The organism is Luteibacter sp. GL_149 (assembly GCF_057834065.1).
Window position 1 is genome coordinate 1,253,904 of record NZ_CM174395.1, and the last position, 16,483, is coordinate 1,270,386.

18 protein-coding genes are annotated in these 16,483 nt (G+C 64.1%); 13 read left to right on the forward strand and 5 right to left on the reverse strand.

Features of this window, described 5'->3' with window-relative positions:
* The first annotated feature begins 145 nt into the window (after positions 1-145).
* Positions 146-721, forward strand: coding sequence for a Dps family protein (locus AC3IR3_RS05575; RefSeq protein ID WP_243649350.1), 576 nt, complete (start codon positions 146-148; stop codon positions 719-721).
* A 53-nt stretch (positions 722-774) separates the two neighbouring features.
* Here AC3IR3_RS05575 and AC3IR3_RS05580 read toward each other — a convergent pair whose 3' ends face one another.
* Both AC3IR3_RS05580 and AC3IR3_RS05585 read right to left on the reverse strand, forming a co-directional pair.
* A complete protein-coding gene (locus AC3IR3_RS05580) occupies positions 775-1,806 on the reverse strand; it encodes a YncE family protein (protein WP_489195981.1) in 1,032 nt (343 codons plus the stop codon).
* Between the two features lie 61 nt (positions 1,807-1,867).
* On the reverse strand, positions 1,868-2,332 hold the full coding sequence (locus tag AC3IR3_RS05585; RefSeq protein ID WP_489195982.1) for a DUF4442 domain-containing protein: 465 nt from the start codon (positions 2,330-2,332) through the stop codon (positions 1,868-1,870).
* Between the two features lie 187 nt (positions 2,333-2,519).
* Here AC3IR3_RS05585 and AC3IR3_RS05590 point away from each other — a divergent pair, with 187 nt between their 5' ends.
* Both AC3IR3_RS05590 and AC3IR3_RS05595 read left to right on the forward strand, forming a co-directional pair.
* A complete protein-coding gene (locus AC3IR3_RS05590) occupies positions 2,520-2,960 on the forward strand; it encodes a hypothetical protein (protein ID WP_489195983.1) in 441 nt (146 codons plus the stop codon).
* Between the two features lie 15 nt (positions 2,961-2,975).
* Positions 2,976-3,437: a PaaI family thioesterase gene (locus AC3IR3_RS05595; RefSeq protein ID WP_489195984.1), complete on the forward strand. Its 462-nt coding sequence runs from the start codon at positions 2,976-2,978 to the stop codon at positions 3,435-3,437.
* A 6-nt stretch (positions 3,438-3,443) separates the two neighbouring features.
* Here the strand turns inward: AC3IR3_RS05595 and AC3IR3_RS05600 are convergent, their stop codons facing one another.
* Positions 3,444-4,214 (reverse strand): cyclic nucleotide-binding domain-containing protein, encoded by a 771-nt coding sequence (locus AC3IR3_RS05600; RefSeq protein WP_489195985.1) that lies wholly within the window; start codon positions 4,212-4,214, stop codon positions 3,444-3,446.
* Between the two features lie 98 nt (positions 4,215-4,312).
* A complete protein-coding gene (locus AC3IR3_RS05605; RefSeq protein WP_489195986.1) occupies positions 4,313-4,768 on the reverse strand; it encodes a universal stress protein in 456 nt (151 codons plus the stop codon).
* A gap of 125 nt (positions 4,769-4,893) precedes the next feature.
* Between AC3IR3_RS05605 and AC3IR3_RS05610 the strand changes: the two genes are divergently transcribed.
* Complete coding sequence (locus tag AC3IR3_RS05610; protein ID WP_489195987.1) at positions 4,894-5,328, forward strand: universal stress protein; 435 nt, start codon at positions 4,894-4,896, stop codon at positions 5,326-5,328.
* 61 nt (positions 5,329-5,389) lie between these two features.
* Here the strand turns inward: AC3IR3_RS05610 and trxA are convergent, their stop codons facing one another.
* Entirely contained in the window at positions 5,390-6,259 is an 870-nt protein-coding gene (trxA, locus tag AC3IR3_RS05615; protein WP_489195988.1) for a thioredoxin, read from the reverse strand.
* Between the two features lie 171 nt (positions 6,260-6,430).
* On the opposite strand from trxA, the gene AC3IR3_RS05620 reads away from it, so the two are divergent.
* The 9 genes from AC3IR3_RS05620 (at position 6,431) to rsfS (ending at position 16,480) form a co-directional block, all read left to right on the forward strand.
* Positions 6,431-7,042, forward strand: coding sequence for a paraquat-inducible protein A (locus tag AC3IR3_RS05620; RefSeq protein WP_489195989.1), 612 nt, complete (start codon positions 6,431-6,433; stop codon positions 7,040-7,042).
* Positions 7,039-7,662 (forward strand): paraquat-inducible protein A, encoded by a 624-nt coding sequence (locus tag AC3IR3_RS05625; protein WP_132147295.1) that lies wholly within the window; start codon positions 7,039-7,041, stop codon positions 7,660-7,662. The genes AC3IR3_RS05620 and AC3IR3_RS05625 overlap by 4 nt, the downstream gene beginning before the upstream one ends.
* Positions 7,655-9,352, forward strand: coding sequence for a PqiB family protein (locus tag AC3IR3_RS05630; protein ID WP_489195990.1), 1,698 nt, complete (start codon positions 7,655-7,657; stop codon positions 9,350-9,352). The genes AC3IR3_RS05625 and AC3IR3_RS05630 overlap by 8 nt, the downstream gene beginning before the upstream one ends.
* Positions 9,349-9,945 (forward strand): PqiC family protein, encoded by a 597-nt coding sequence (locus AC3IR3_RS05635; protein ID WP_489195991.1) that lies wholly within the window; start codon positions 9,349-9,351, stop codon positions 9,943-9,945. The genes AC3IR3_RS05630 and AC3IR3_RS05635 overlap by 4 nt, the downstream gene beginning before the upstream one ends.
* Positions 9,946-10,979: 1,034 nt before the next feature.
* Complete coding sequence (gene leuS, locus AC3IR3_RS05640; RefSeq protein ID WP_489195992.1) at positions 10,980-13,730, forward strand: leucine--tRNA ligase; 2,751 nt, start codon at positions 10,980-10,982, stop codon at positions 13,728-13,730.
* A gap of 2 nt (positions 13,731-13,732) precedes the next feature.
* Positions 13,733-14,287 carry an LPS-assembly lipoprotein LptE gene (locus tag AC3IR3_RS05645; protein WP_489195993.1) on the forward strand — a complete coding sequence of 185 codons (555 nt, stop codon included), beginning with the start codon at positions 13,733-13,735 and terminating at the stop codon, positions 14,285-14,287.
* A 24-nt stretch (positions 14,288-14,311) separates the two neighbouring features.
* Complete coding sequence (holA, locus tag AC3IR3_RS05650) at positions 14,312-15,322, forward strand: DNA polymerase III subunit delta (protein WP_489195994.1); 1,011 nt, start codon at positions 14,312-14,314, stop codon at positions 15,320-15,322.
* The gene (gene nadD / locus AC3IR3_RS05655; RefSeq protein ID WP_489195995.1) at positions 15,319-15,960 is read left to right on the forward strand and encodes a nicotinate-nucleotide adenylyltransferase; all 642 of its coding nucleotides are present in this window, start codon (positions 15,319-15,321) and stop codon (positions 15,958-15,960) included. Before holA ends, nadD begins: the two co-directional genes overlap by 4 nt.
* A 178-nt stretch (positions 15,961-16,138) precedes the next feature.
* Positions 16,139-16,480, forward strand: coding sequence for a ribosome silencing factor (rsfS, locus tag AC3IR3_RS05660; RefSeq protein WP_243649352.1), 342 nt, complete (start codon positions 16,139-16,141; stop codon positions 16,478-16,480).
* Positions 16,481-16,483 lie beyond the last annotated feature (3 nt).

Here is a 16,483-nt window from a genome sequence, read left to right on the forward strand (position 1 = left end):
GATGCGATTTTTTTTCACGACGGCTGGAAGGATAGGCCCGCTTTACGCGCCGGTGACATTCGTCGCGCGAAGCTGTTTTCGACAAGCACGCGGTACCCTTCCGGGTGCATGCTAGGCAGACCCTCCGCACGTCAAAGGATCGAATGTGAAAACGAAAGTCAAAGATAAGCCGAAGGCCAAAGCGAAAGCCGTGCAGGCGAAAGCGGCATTGAGTCCCGATATCAAGAGCCGTCGCAAGGCCGACCTGCGTACGCCCAGCGGTCTGGGCGCGGATGCGACCCGCGATATCTCCGCCGGCCTCAACGCGTTGCTCGCGGATGTCTTCGCGCTTTACTTCAAGACCAAGAATTTCCATTGGCACATGTCCGGTCCGAATTTCCGCGACCTGCACCTGCTGCTGGACGACCAGTCCGACCAGATCTATGCCATCGTCGACGATGTGGCCGAGCGTGTACGCAAGATCGGCGGCACCACGTTGCGTTCGGTTGGCCATGCCAGCCGCTTGCAGCGCCTGTCCGACAACGATGCGGATTTCGTGACGCCGGGTGACATGCTGGCCGAACTGCGCGAAGACAATATGCGTCTGGCGGCTTTCATGCGCGAAACGCATGGCCTGTGCGACGAATACGGCGATGTGGCGACCGCGAGCCTGCTGGAGAACTGGATCGACGAGGCCGAGCGCCGCGTGTGGTTCCTGTTCGAAACGGGCCGCAATTCCTAAGGTTTTTTAATGTAGGAGCGGGCTTGACCGCTCCTACAGCGATAAGGCGGCGGTCAGGGCTTGCCGACTGTCAGGAGCGTAAAGCTTCCCGGTACCCAGGTTGGTCTTTTACCGGCGACGCTCGCCGGGTCGCGCGTCGCGGCCGACAGGTACAGCCGGTGAAGTTTCGAGTCCAGCGCAAGCGTGCGTGCGCCCGGCTGCGTGGGGATTGTCGCTACGGCGGAATAGTGGTCCGGATCGTCCTCGTGCACGACGGAGATATCGCCGCTGCCGCCGTTCGACGTGTAGATGTTGCCTTCGGCGGGATCGAACGCGACGGCATCCGGTCCGTCACCGATCGGCACGCTGGCTACCACGCGTCCGCTGGTCGAATCCACGACCGTCATCATGCGGTTTTCGCATACGGAAAACAGCCGGTGATGCGCTTTGTCGATCGTCAGGCCGCTGGGCGATTCGCAATTTCCAAGCGTCCATGTGTGAGACACCGCCCGCTTGGCAATATCGATGTCCACTAGTTGCGCGGTGTCTTCGATGTTCACGTAAAGATGATCACCGTCCGTGACGGCGAACTCGGGTTTCCCGGGAAGAGCGATGGTGGCGGTGACGCGTCGTCGCTTTGCGTCGATCACGCTGGCGTTGCGGCTCTTGCCGTTCAGGGTGAATACCTGGTGCGTGGCCGGGTCGTAGGCGATGGCGTCGGGGTTGTCGCCCGTGCCGACGATCGTGGCGAGCGTCTTGAGGGTGCGAAGGTCGAACACGGTGACGGAATTGGCTTTGCCGTTGCTGGTGAAGCCCTGTCCGAGATCGTTCGCGACAGCGATGCCGTGCACGCCCGTCGTATCCGGAATGACGCCGGCCTGGGTCTGGCCATCGACATCGACCGCGACGACGCGATCGCCCCGGCTGATGTAAAGGCGCCGCGCGGCGCCATCGAACGCCAGGTAATCCCAACCGCCTTCGCCGCCGATCTGCATGCGCGACAGCACGGCGTAGCCGATCGTGGTTCCCGCCGCGGCGGCGGGCAATGGCGCGAGACCCGCCAACAACAGGCAGGCGGGAACGAAATGCTGACGAAGTGTGCGCATGAGCTACCGCCTGAACGTCGTTGAGGAACGACGAGCATGCGATCGGTGCCTTATCTGGCGCTTAGGGAGCCGGCTGGCGTCGCGAAGGCTTCAGGCGTACGTAAAGCTGCTTGCGGACCTTCGCGATCACCTCGCCCGACTTCGTCGTCACATCCACGTCGAACCAGCGCAGCACCTTCCCGCCGTCTGCCGCTTCCGCGCGCAGTTCGTCCACGGTGGCACGCGAGAGCACGAAGTGCGCGTAGACGTCTTCGCGACCCGGCGCCACGAATTCGATGGCGCCCGCCTTATCCCAGACGAAGTAGTCGTTGCCGAGCTGGTGCATGGCCAGCAGCATCCAGAACGGGTCGGTCATGGCAAACAGATTGCCGCCGAACTGGCTTCGGACGTAATTGCGGTTCCACGGCCGTAGACGCAGTACGACGCGCAGGTCGCTCCAGTCGTCGGAAATCGACTGAACGCGGATCGCGTTGAAGAAGAAGGGAGGCCACAGATTCAGCAGGCGCCGGAAGGTATTTGGTTTCAACGGGGTCCCTTTGCTGGCGGTCCGTGCGACATCCGCACGCGGGTTCATGGCCCCGGAGTATAGATGCGCCTACGTCCAAAGCTCTATTGACGTCCGTGTCGTGGGCGGAGGAATGTCTGTCGCAACGACGATACAGCTGCGAATAAGCCGGTCTCGTCGATGACTTCGGCCGCGCGGGGAGCTGTCATTGAACCTATATTCTGTATTGGCCTTCGTGAGTTACACGGCAGGCTTTCTGATCGTGACGAGGTTCGCGGTGCTTTACCTGGGCAGGTCCGAATTCTTGCCCTGGCACAGCGGTGCCACCGGTCGTTCGTGGCGCGATATCGACGAACGCATGCGCACGCTGCTTCTTGCATTGATCCGACTCCTGGGCTGGGCCTATCTGGCCACTGCATTCGCGGGATTCTGTGGGATTTACGTCACGTTCTTTGCTGAGGGCGGGTTGACGTCACTGCTTGCTCTTCAATGTCTGGGCCTGCTCGTGGCCATTCCGCCGTTCATGGTAACGATGCGTATTCGAGCCAGTACGGGAGCTTCCACGCCGGTGTGGGTGGCTGCTGCGATTGTCGCGCTATTTACGATGGGCATGGTGCTGATGCTGGCTTCGACTCTTTACCGGGCCTGACGGGAGGGCGCATCCGTGAACGAGAATTCGCTGTTCTGGAAAGTAATCCGTGGCGAACTCGGTGTGCCGAGGGCCGCCGCCGCACTTGGATGGACGTTCGTCGATTACTTCGACGAAACGAAGGAGGCGCATGTGCTGTTCGCCCATGGCGGGGATTTCACCAACGCCATGGGCTACGTACAAGGCGGCATCCTTTCGGCGATGCTCGACGACGCGATGGGGCCCGCGCTCTACTTGCAGATAGCACCCGACACGGTCGCCGTGACGATCGAATCGAAGACCAGCTACCTGAGACCTGCCCGACCCGGAAGGATCACGGGGGTAGGCAAGGTCGAACACATGACCGCATCGGTCGCCTTTACTTCCGGGGTCCTGCGCGATAGCGAGGACAACGTCGTTGCGACCGCCACGGCGACCTTCTTTATCAAGAAAGGCGACGTGGCCGTCCGTCCGGTCGAAACACCAGCGACACGATAACGTCTCTCAGGCGATGTGGCTGTCGTACCGGAGGGCGGAAGGTTTGACCGCGTTGCCGCATAGCGTGGCAAGCCGGTCGGGGCGGACGATTCTTATGGACTTGCGGTCCACTTCGAGTATTCCGTCCTGCTCCATGCGCGCGAACAGACGGCTCACGGTCTCGATGACCAGTCCGAGATAGCTGGCGATGTCCTGGCGCGACATGGTCAACACAAGCGATTCGGTATCGCGGGAAAGACGTCCGTTTCGTTCGGCGAGGCTGCTCAGGAAGATCGCCAGCCGTTCCAGTGCCTGATGCTTGCCCATCATGACCACGTGGGCCTGGCAGGCGACGATCTCGCTGCTGACGATGCGCACGAACTGATGTTGCAGCGACGGAATGTCCTGGGCGATCCGCTGCAACCGGGCATAGGGCAGCTCGCATACAAGGGTGTGTTCGAGTGCTTCGGCGGTGCACTGGTGGCGCTCGTCCGCAAGCGCGTCGATGCCCGCCAGTTCGCCTGCGAAATGGAATCCCAGAACCTGGACGTCGCCGTCGGCGGCTTCCGCGAAGGTTTTCAGCGAGCCCGCGCGAACGACATACAGCGAATGGAATGCGTCGCCCTGGCGGAACAGCGTCTTGCCGCGTTCGAGGACACGCTTGTCGCGCACGTTGGCGTCGAGACGAATGAGATCGCTTGCGTCGAGCCCGGCGGGAATGCTGCATATATGGGGCGCGCAGGCGCCGCAGCTACAACGTAGCTTTCCGCGCTCGGCTGTCGTGGCGGCTTGCTGCATGGTCTGATCCCGGTATGGGAATCGAAATACCTCAGCTATCGGGCTGCAGCCCGACGGTAGCACCGTCGCGGGGACGCGGCGTTAAGGCTTTATTTGCTCTATTTGCAGATCAGTACCGGGACGCCGGCTGCCCGGAGTACCTTTCTCGAGCAACTGGGATGGAACGCCGAATAGCTTTCCGCGAGCATGTGCGAGGCCATGACGATCATGCCGCAGCCGTGCTTCGCGCATGCGCGGAGGATCGCGCAGTCCGGCCTCCTGTCCACGACCTGGTCCGCGGCGGCCGGGACGCCGGATTCGCTCGCCCGGGAGCACGCCGACGCGAGCATCTGCCTGCCGCGTTTCGCCATCGCGGCAGCGTGTCCGGGCTCGGACCCCTGGAGGGTGTCGGCCATCAGTTCCACCGTCGCCAGCGGCGGCAGGGCATGGAAGAAGACGACATGCGTGTTCATGATCCTGGCGAGCGACAAGCCCATGTCGATAGCGCGCGCCGACGCCTCCGTGCCGTCGGTCGGCACCATGATCGGAGCGGCGGGAAGCATCGAGGTCGGCATGGTGGCGGGTCCGGAAGTCGTCCCTACTTTGGCGCGTTCGCGCCAGCCCCGATTTGACTTCGATCAATAGATTCGCGGCGGTCCGGCGTATACCGGAAGTGAGCAACCGGGGGAAGGTTTTCACGATGTTCCGACATATCCTGATACCCACCGATGGATCCATCGAAGGTGCGCGCGCCGTCAGGATCGCGGTCGATCTGGCCCGTGTCTGTGGCGCTACCGTGCTGGCGATGCACGCGACCGTTCCTTTCCGGGGCGGCCGCATGGCGGCGGCCATGGCGATGGCGGAAGTCGCATACGATTTCGATCTGATCGCGCAGGCTGAGCATTGCGTCGACGCCGTGCGGCGGCTCGCGAGTGAGGCCGGCGTAGCCTGCGAAACACGTATCGCCTACTCGGGGCATCCCGCGCAGGCCATCGTCGAAACCCAGAGAGAATGCGGATGCGACCTGATCGTTATGGGCCGTCGCAGCGGACCGCACATGCTGGGCACGTCGTTGGGTGCCAACATCGTGCGCGTCCTGCGCGAGTCGCCCGTACCGGTGATGGTCTGCCCCTGAGTCCGCGATAACTCGCCGACGGTCGACGAATCGACCGCCGGGGTGCCGTTTGCGTGGGCGCTCAGAAAACCAGCGAAGACATCCGGCGGCGATACTGACTGACAAGCACGGCATCGTCGATCGTCGCGAACGCGGCGAGCAGGCGCTTCTTCGCACGGCCCTCGTTCCAGTCGCGCTGGCGCTTCAGGATGTCCAGGAACTGGTCGAGGCCGGCGGCGGCATCGCCTTCGACCAGCAAACGCACGCCGAGCAGGTCGCGAGCTTCCCAGTCGGCGTCGTTAGTGTCGATGCGTGCCCGCAGTTCGGCCATCGACGGTGCGCCTTCCAGCGAACGGGCCAGGTCGAGCTGGCTGCGCAGGCGGACGGCGCGGGCGTCGGTGGCAAGATTGGCGGGCAGGGCGTCGAGTTCGGCCTGGGCGGGTTCGACCTTACCGGCGCGCATCAGTGCGAGGGCCAGATCCAGCTTCAGTTCCGCCCGGTCCGGTTCGGCGGCGATGGCCTGCTGGATCCGGTTGAGCGCGTCCTCGGCCGATTCCTCGACCTCGGGCGCCGCATCTTCGGTGGGCTCGCCGGCGGCCGGCTGCACGTGCCGGGCCAGGAATTCGCGTATCTGGCCTTCCGGCATCGCGCCTGCGAAACCGTCCAGCACCTGACCGTCTTTCACCAGGACGACGGTGGGAATGCTGCGTACGCCGAACATGGCGGCGAGTTGCTGCTCGGCTTCGACGTCGACCTTGGCGAGGCGGAAAGCACCGTTGTACTCGGCGGCCAGCTTTTCGAGGATCGGGCCCAGTGTCTTGCACGGCTCGCACCATCCGGCCCACAGATCGACCAGGACCGGGGTGGTGAGCGAGGCCTTCAGTACCTCGGTTTCGAAATTGGCGACCGTGGCATCGAAGACATGCGGCTGGCTGGGCGGGACGGTGCTCACGGCAACTCCTGAGAACTTAAGGAAACGATAGGGCGTATGAATCGGGGCGGCGGGCAGCATATCAAGGCTGGCGTGCCCGGCGCGCCGGGCTTTGGCGGCCGTTCATCGCACGTCGTTTACACCTCATGCGATCATATGCGGTCGGCCAGAACGGCCCGATAGCGGGAATGTATGGAAACGGCTCAGGACCTGATCGTCTGCGAACACTGCGACACCGTCTACCGGCGGGAGGTGCTCACGCGTGGGCAGGTGTCCTGCTGCGTCAAATGCGGCGCGGTGCTTGAGCGGCACCAGTGGATCGGTCTGGACGGGCAGTTCGCACTGATACTCGCGGCGCTGATCGTGTTCGTTATCGCCAATGCCACGCCTATCGTATCGCTGGGGCTCAGCGGCATGAGCAGCGACACCACGCTCTGGGGCGCGGTGATCGCGATGTGGAACGACGACTCGCAGGTCGTCTCGGTGCTTACCGTGATGACGCTGTTCTTTTTCCCGCTGTCGCAGATACTGATTTTCGGCTGGGTACTCTGGTTCGCCCGCGACGGTCGTCGCGCGCCCGGTTTCGCTCGCGCCATGGTCGCCCTTCACTACGTCAAACCCTGGAGCATGATCGAGGTCTTCATGCTCGGCGTGCTGGTTGCCGTGGTAAAGGCGTCGACCTATTTCGACGTGATTCCGGGCGCGGGTATCTGGTCCTTCGCGGTGCTGACCGTGTTGATCACTATTTTCGCCAGCCACGATCCGCGCGAACTGTGGAACGTGACGCGGGAGACACCGGCATGAGCGCGCTTCCCCGCGCCGACGAGTTGGGTATCGTCGGCTGTCATGTCTGCCGTCAGGTCAGTCAGGCAAGCGACGATCCGCACGCGCGTTGTCCGCGTTGCGGTGCCGGGTTGCACCGGCGCAAGCGCGACAGTCTGGCGCGTACCTGGGCGCTGTTGATCGCGGCACTGCTGCTGTATCTGCCGGCCAATATCTTTCCGATCATGCGGACGCAGAGTCTGTTCACGCGCGACGACAATACGATCCTCAGCGGCGTGGTCGAACTTTGGCGCGCGGGTTCTCCGGACCTGGCCATCATCGTCTTCACGGCAAGCATCGTGGTACCCGTGCTGAAGTTCCTCGTCATGGGTTATCTGCTGATTTCAGTGCAACGGTCCAGTGAGTGGGGCGCACGGCAACGCGCGAAACTGTTCCGGCTGGTCGAGGTGGTCGGTTACTGGTCGATGCTGGACGTATTCGTAGTGGCGCTGCTGAGCGCGCTGGTACATTTCAAGGTGCTGAGCCGCGTGGAACCGCTGCCTGGCGTGATCTTCTTCGGTCTGGTGGTCGTGCTTACCATGCTTTCGGCAATGAGCTTCGATCCCCGGCTGATCTGGGACAACAGGGACTCCGATGACTGACATCAACCAGGGAAGTGGCAACGGAAAGAGCGGGCCAGATCTGCCGCAGCCTGCCGTGCGCCGTTCGAAGCTGGGCTTTTCACTGGTCTGGCTCGTGCCGATCATCGCGGCGCTGGTGGGCATCTCGCTCATCGTCAACCACTGGCTTTCCGCCGGTCCGCGCATCACGGTCAGCTTCCAGACCGCCGAAGGCCTCGAGGCCGGCAAGACCCAGGTGAAATACAAGAACGTGGTGATCGGCAAGGTCACCACGATCCGGCTTGCGCACGATCGCAGCCATGTGTCCACGATCATCGATCTGGAAAAGGACGCCCAGAGCTTCGCGACGAAGGGCACGCGCTACTGGGTAGTGCGGCCGCGCGTCGGCGTGGGTGGTATCTCGGGCGTGGATACCCTGTTCTCCGGTGCCTTCATCGGTGTGGATTCGGGCAATTCCGAGGAAAGCGAAAGCGACTTCAGCGGTCTGGAAACGCCGCCCGCGGTAACGCATGGCGCGCCCGGCCGTCGCTTCGAACTGCATGCCTCCGATCTGGGTTCGCTGGATATCGGGTCGCCCGTGTACTACCGCCGCATCCAGGTCGGCCGCATCGTGTCGTATCAGCTGGACAAGGACGGTAAGGGCGTCTCGTTGCAGTTGTTCGTCGATGGCCCGAACGATCGCTTCGTCACGAAGGAAACACGTTTCTGGAACGCCAGCGGCGTGGATGTTTCGCTGGGTGCCGATGGCCTGAAACTCAACACGCAGTCCCTGGCCACCGTGATCGCCGGTGGCGTCGCGTTCCAGGCGCCACCCGGTCCGCGCGACGAAACGCCGGCCGATGAAATGGCGGAGTTCACGCTGTTCGGCGACCAGACCACCGCGTTGTTGCCGCCCGACGGCAATCCCCGTTACGTCCGTTTCCGCTTCGAACACTCGTTGCGCGGGTTGATACCCGATGCGCCCGTGGAATTCCTCGGTGTGAAGGTTGGCCGCGTGGTATCGGTCAACCTCGATTACGACGAGAAGAAACAGAGCTTCCCGGTCATCGTCGGTGCGGTGTTGTATCCGCAACGCCTCGGTTCGGCCTTCGACAAGCTCAGCGCGCAGGCTGCCGCACGTGGCGATGCCGACATGTCCCAGGTCATGGGCAAGCTGGTCGAGCACGGCCTGCGTGCGCAGGCCCGCACGGGCAACCTGCTTACGGGACAGCTCTATATCGCGCTGGACTTCAGTCCCAAGGCACCGAAGGTCGCATTCGATCCGAATGGAAAACCGTTGGAAATTCCGACCCTGGCTGGCGATTTCGACAAGCTGCAGGAACAGCTCGCCTCCATTGCCGACAAGATCAGCAAGGTCCCGTTCGACACCATTGGCCAGAACCTCGACAGCAGCCTGAAGGAGCTGAGCGGCACGCTGAAACAGGTGAACGAGCAGCTGGCGCCGGAAATGAAAGAAACGCTGAAACAGGCGCAGAAGACCATGGGCACGGCAAACAGCGCACTGTCGGAAGACTCGCCGTTGCAGCAGAACGTCGGGCAGACGATGGAAGAACTCCAGCGTTCCGCGCGTTCGTTGCGCGTGCTTACCGACTATCTGAGCCGGCATCCGGAGTCGCTGCTCCGCGGTCGGCGTCCGGATGAAAAGCCGGCACTGGCACCGGTCGCGCCACCCGCACCACCCGCAGATACACGGCAAGGGAGCAAGCCATGAAGTATTCGATCCGTGCACTGGCATGGCCGACGCTGCTGGCGTTGACGCTGGCGGGATGTGCGACCACCGCGCCGATGCATTTCCACACGCTGGTGCCGCAGGCAAGCGGTGCGGCGACGGCGAATGCCGCACCGTTCCTGATCGATGTGCAGCCGGTGGATATTCCTCCGCAGGTCGACCAGCCGCAGCTGATATTGCGGCAGGGCGCGAGCGATGTCGTGATGCTCGATGGCGAGCGCTGGGTGTCGCCGCTCGCCGACGAAGTGCGCGGCGCGCTTTCCGCCGATCTGTCTTCGATGCTTGGAACGCATGACGTGAATGGCCTGCCGCGCGGAGCCGGTCAGTCCATCGTCCGGATCAAGCTGGACGTACGCCGGTTCGACTCGGAGCTGGGCGGCCAGGCGACGTTGGAAGCGGCGTGGACGGTGCGTGGAAAGGCTTCCGTTGCATGTGCGTCCCGGGTATCCGAGCCGGCCGGGTCGTCGTATTCCGATCTGGTGCAGGCGCATCAGCGTGCGTTGGCGCAGGTAGCCGGGCAGATTGCGCAGGTTGCGCGGGCTGTCGGGTCTGGGCAGGACGGGCGTTGTCCCTGATTTGAGCAGTTGCGCTTTTCGGCGTGTTTGACCGGCTTGCACTAGAAGAGCGTCGCAATTCGGGGCGTCGTCGCGGGGAACCGGCCGGCCCCCTCGCCGGGCCCACGTCGGGCGGTCGCTGCGCGACGCGGGTGGACTGGCGGGGCTTCGTGAGCGGGCTTCCTGCCCGCGCACGAAGGAAGGGGCGTCCTGCCCCTTCCCCCTTCGGGGCCTTATCCGCCAGTCCACCCGCGCCCTCCTACCGGGCCCGGCGAGGGGGCCGGCCGGTTCCACCGAGCGGTGAGGGTATGGGTGTGACGAGCAAAGCGAACCGCCGATGTTCCCTCGCACCACCCTTACCCCTCACCGTCATTCCTGCGCAGGTGTATGGACCGGGGACATAGCGCACAGGTGTGCGGGGACATGGCGCACACTTTACCGCTCTTGGTGCAGGTCGATAACGGTGATTCAGCCCTTCGTGCGGCCCTGAGACCACCGCGCTCAAGAGCACTCCTACACACGACCTGCCGAAGCGCTGGCGGGCGACGGCTCTTACGAGGCGAAGCGAACAGCCCTCGCGCTATGCGTGGCTCTCAACGAAACCACCCTCACTGTTCGGAAGGAAGCCGGGGCCACCCACGTCGTGGCCGGTAGGAGGGCGAGGGTGGTCGGGCGGACAAGGCCCGCAGGGGAAGGGGCAGGACGCCCCTTCCTTCGTGCGCGGGCAGGAAGCCCGCTCACGAAGCCCCGCCCGGCCACCCGGGTCGCGCAGCGACCGCCCGACGTGGCCGCGATGTGGGTGACCCCGGCTTCCTGTGCCTCACCACCCACGTTGCGACGCTTTACCTCGCCACACAAGCGACAAGCTCCGTAAAGACCGCGCTCGAGAGCGCTCCCACAGGGAAGCGATGTACTGCGAGGCACAGCAACCGCGAGCGAATACGGCGTTGCTCTTGGCCCGGCACCCCCCCGTGCGATAGTCTGCCGCGCTTGACCGCCGCTTCCCGTTTCAATGGGAATACCCCGCGGCATCGCAGCTACCGGTACGGATAATCATGCAGGACACCCACGATCAGGGCTCGCGCGAGCAGGGCGGATACGTCCCCTCGGCGGTCGAAACCGCCGCCCAGCGCTATTGGAATGAAACGCGTGCCTTCGAAGTGCGCGAGGATGAGACCCGGCCGAAGTTTTATTGCCTGTCCATGCTTCCGTATCCGTCGGGTGCGCTGCACATGGGGCATGTGCGCAACTACACCATTGGCGACGTGATCAGCCGCTTCCAGCGGATGCAGGGTAAGAACGTGTTGCAGCCCATGGGCTGGGATGCTTTCGGCCTGCCTGCCGAAAATGCGGCGATCAAGAACAACACCGCGCCGGCGAAGTGGACCTATAAGAATATCGAGCACATGCGCGAGCAGCTGAAGCGCATGGGTTTTGCGTACGACTGGACACGCGAGATCACGACCTGCCGCCCGGAGTATTACCGCTGGGAACAGCAGATGTTTACGCGGCTGATGAAGAAGGGCCTCGTTTACCGCAAGAACAGCGTCGTGAACTGGGATCCGGTGGATCAGACGGTGCTGGCCAACGAGCAGGTGATCGACGGACGCGGCTGGCGCTCGGGCGCCGAAGTCGAGAAACGCGAGATTCCGCAGTGGTTCCTGAAGATCACCGCGTATGCGCAGGAGCTGCTGGACGGTCTGGACACGCTGCCGGGCTGGCCGGATGCCGTGAAGACGATGCAGCGCAACTGGCTGGGTCGTTCCGAAGGTCTGGAAATCCATTTCGACGTGGACGGCGAAGCCGAGCCGCTGACGGTTTTCACCACGCGTCCCGATACGCTGTTTGGCGTGTCTTATGTCGCCGTGGCAGCCGAGCATCCCATCGCGACGAAGGCCGCGGCGAACAATCCGGATCTGGCCGCATTCATCGAAAGCTGCCGTACGGGCGGGATTTCGGAAGCCGAGCTGGAGACGCAGGAAAAGCGCGGCTATTACACCGGTGTGGAAGCGACGCACCCGATCACTGGCGAGAAGGTGCCGGTCTGGGTCGCGAACTTCGTGCTGATGGGTTACGGCACCGGCGCGGTCATGGCCGTGCCCGGCCATGACGAGCGCGACTGGGAATTCGCGAAGAAGTATTCGTTGCCGATCAAGATGGTCGTGGTCGATCGCACGGTGGTGGATGCCATCGCCGAACTGCGTCGCGACCTGGCGGCCGGCGAAGGCGCCGATCCGGTGCAACTGGCGCTTGCCGGTGGCAGCACCGACGCCTATCAGGCCCATGCCGCCGTCGAAGTCGTGAAGGCGTTCGAGGCGGCGGTGCAGGATAACGGCGCGTGGACCGAGCACGGGTACCTGTTTAATTCCGGCGAGTTCGATGGCCTGGATTTCCGTGCCGCGTTCGACGCCATCGCCGGCAAGCTCGCTTCGCTGGGGCGTGGCGAGCGTCGTGTGAACTGGCGTATCCGCGACTGGGGCGTCAGCCGCCAGCGCTACTGGGGTTGTCCGATCCCCGTCATTTATTGCCCGACCTGCGGGGCGGTGCCGGTTCCCGAGGACCAGCTGCCCGTCGTGCTGCCGGAGGATGTGGCGTTCTCCGGCGTACAGTCGCCGATCAAGGCCGATCCGGAATGGCGCAAGACCACCTGCCCGACTTGTGGCGGCGCGGCCGAGCGTGAAACCGATACGTTCGATACCTTCATGGAATCGAGCTGGTACTACGCGCGTTACACCAGCCCGGGTGCCGAAGCGCAGGTCGATGGCCGCGCCAACTACTGGCTGCCGGTCGACCAGTACATCGGTGGCATCGAGCACGCGATCCTGCATTTGCTGTATTTCCGCTTCTATCACAAGCTGCTGCGCGACGAAGGCCTGGTGGCCAGCGACGAGCCGGCAACGAACCTGCTGTGCCAGGGCATGGTGATCGCCGATACCTACTTCCGTAAGGAAACGGACGGCTCGTCCACCTGGTTCAATCCAGCCGATGTCGACGTGCAGCGCGACGAGCGCGCACGCATCGTTGGCGCTGTGCTTCGCGAGGACGGCAAGCCGGTCGAGATCGGCGGCATCGAGAAGATGTCCAAGTCGAAGAATAACGGCGTGGATCCGCAGTTGATGATCGAGAAGTACGGTGCCGATACCGTGCGTCTGTTCTCGATGTTCGCCGCACCGCCGGATCAGTCGCTGGAATGGAACGAAGCTGGCGTCGAGGGCATGACTCGCTTTCTGAAGCGGCTGTGGCGCGATGTCTCGACACACGTCGAAGCCGGTGCATCGGTGGCTGTCGAGCCCGCCTCGCTGGACGCGGGGCAGAAGACGCTGCGTCGCCAGTTGCATGAAACCATCCAGAAGGTCACCGACGATATCGGTCGCCGTCAGTCCTTCAACACGGCGATTGCCGCGCTGATGGAGCTCCTGAACGCGCTCGCCAGATTCGACGACGCGAGTCCGCAGGGCCGCGCCGTGCGTCAGGAAGCGTTGACCGCCATCGTCATGCTGATCAATCCGTTCACGCCGCACGTGTCGCATGCGTTGTGGCAGTTGCTGGGCCACGGCGAGAGCCTGGTCGAGGATTGCGGCTGGCCCGCGGTCGACCCGGCTGCGCTGGTTCGCGACTCGCTGACGCTGGCCGTGCAGGTCAATGGCAAACTTCGCGGTACCATCGAGGTACCGGCCTCGGCTTCGAAGGAAGAAGCGGAAGCCATGGCGCGGGCCGAGCCGAACGTGGCCCGCCTGCTGGAAGGCCAGACCGTGCGCAAGGTGATCGTCGTGCCCGGCAAGATCGTCAACATCGTCGCAGGATAACTATGAGCCCGACCTTCTTCCGTCCGATCCGCTCCCTGCTCCTGCTCGGCGCCGTTGTATTGCTGGCCGCCTGCGGGTTCCATCTGCGGCAGACCGCGGCGTTGCCCGCCGGGATGGAGCGCGTCCACCTGACCGTGTCTGGGGGCGGTGCGCTCGAGCGGGACCTGCGCCGTGCCCTGGAAAACTCCAATGCCACGCTGGTCGACAAGCCCGGCGCCGACATTGCCGAACTGGTGGTTTCGTCCAACTCGTTCCGTACCGACACGCTGACGGTCAGCGGCACGGCGCGCGTGACCGAATACGCGGTGCGCTACCACGTGGAGTTCGGTGCGAAGGCCGGCGACGGCACCCAATTGGTCAGCCAGCAGAGTGTCGATATGTCCCGCGAATTCAGCTACGACGCCACGAACACCATTGGTTCGACCACGCAGACCGAAGAGCTGCAGCGCAGTCTCATCGGCGACATGGTCCAGGCGATTCTGTTCCGCCTGCAGGCCGCCGGCGCGCATCCGGGCACCGTAGTGACGCCGCCGCCCGCCGCGGTTCCGGCGCACTGACGACGGCGATGAACGGAACGCGACATGCCGCTTAACGCCGGCCAGTGGCAAAAGCATCTGACCGGTGACCGGCTCGCGCCGGTCTACCTGCTGGTTGGCGAGGAACTCCTCGTGCTCGAAGCCGCCGACGCCTTGCGTGCCCAGGCGCGCAAGCTCGGATACAGCGAGCGCGACGTCATGGATGCCGATTCGCGCTTCGACTGGGACGACCTCGCCCGTTCGGCAGCGGGAATGTCCCTGTTCGCCACCCAGCGCGTCCTCGATCTTCGCCTTGCGGGCGGTCGCGCGGGCAAGGAGGGCAGTGCCGCCATTTCCGAGTTCTGCGCCGCGCCGCCGCCGGATACCACGCTGCTTATTACCGCGATGGAATGGAGCACCAAGCACGAAGCCGTCTGGACGAAAAACGTCGATCAGGCCGGTATCCAGGTCGTATTCAATGCACCCAAGCCGCACGAGTGGACGCAGTGGGTCGGTGCGCGACTGGCTTCCCGTGGCCTGAAGGCCAGCCCGGAGGCAGTGGCGATGCTGGCCGAGCGTGTCGAGGGCAATCTGCTCGCGGCCGCGCAGGAAATCGACAAGCTCGTCGTGCTGGTCGGTAACGAGCGTATCGATGTGGATGCACTGGAAAGTCTGGTGGTCGATAGCGCTCGTTTCGACGCGTTCAAACTGACGGATGCCGCCTTTGCCGGCGACGGCGGGCGCGCGCTGCGCATCCTGGCCGGTTTGCGGGCGGAGGGGGACGAGCTGATCGCCCTGATGGGCTGGCTGGTGAACCAGTTGCAACTGGCCCTGCGGCTGGCCAACGCACGCGATTTCGCCGCGCAGGCGCGATTGGAGCGCCTATGGCCCGCGCGCGAACAACTGTTCCGCAAGGCGTTGCGCCGCGCTCCCCGCGATCACTGGATGGCCTGTCTGGCCCGTGCCGCGCGGATCGATCGCATGGCGAAGGGGCGCGAGGCGGGCAATGCCTGGCTGGAAGCGGAGCGCCTGATCGCCCTGATCGCCGAGCCGCGCGCCGCGGCTGCCTTCGCATGACGGAACGACCGCTCGCCATCCTGGGCGGCACGTTCGACCCGGTTCATCACGGCCATCTGCGCGCCGCCTGGGAGGCCGCCGAGCAACTGGATGCCGAAGTCCGTCTGGTACCCGCCCACGTACCCCCGCATCGCCCATCGCCCATCGCCACCGCCGCGCATCGCGTGGCCTTGTTGCGCGCCGCACTGGCCGGGCAGGACAGGCTGGGTCTGGATACGCGCGAACTCGATCGGCAGGGGCCGTCGTATACGGTCGACACGCTGGCCGCGCTCCGCGAGGAAATCGGGCCGTCCCGGCCGCTGGTGCTGCTGGTGGGAACCGACGCGTTCGCCCATCTTCCTTCGTGGAACCGCTGGCGCGAATTGTTCGAGCTGGCCCATATCGGTGTGCTGACGCGGCCGGGCTCGGCTCCCACCCTGCACTGGGATCTGGCGACCGAGGTCGCGAAACGCCGCGCCTGTACGGTTCAGGGACCGGCTGGCGATGTGATCGATATCGCCATTACCCCTCTGGATATTGCCGCTACGGCGATCCGCGATGCATTCGCGGCGGGGAAAGAGCCTCGGTATTTGCTGCCCGGCGTATTTTTCGAGGATGAGGGCCTGCTGGCGCCTTACCGCAAGGCCACAGGCCCCTGAATCCCACAGACCGCCGGTTTGGGCCGTTGACCTCCTCGAGACTGTAGTGGCCTTGACCTTACCCGGGGCGCCGGGCGCTATACTGCCCCTACCGCGGCAACCTGCCGCTGCCTAAGGGTTTTACCACTTGAGTTCCACGTCACAACGTAAGGCGAAGTCCGCAGCCCTCAATGAGCTTCTGCGCAAGCGCGTCATCGATGCCCTTGAGGAACTGAAAGCAAAGGACGTCCGGGAAATCGACGTCCGCGGCAAAACCTCCATCGCCGATATCCTCTTCATCGCTTCGGGCACGTCCGCCCGTCACGTGAAGTCCATCGCCGATGAAGTCATCAAGTTCGCCAAGGAAGCCGGCGTCATGCCGATCGGCGTGGAAGGGCAGACCGAAGCCGAGTGGGTGCTGGTCGACCTGGGCGACATCATCGTCCACGTGATGATGCCGCGTATCCGCGAGTTCTACGGCCTCGAGCGCCTGTGGACCGTCGGCGACGACGGTTACGAAGCCGCCAACGCCACTGTCTGATCC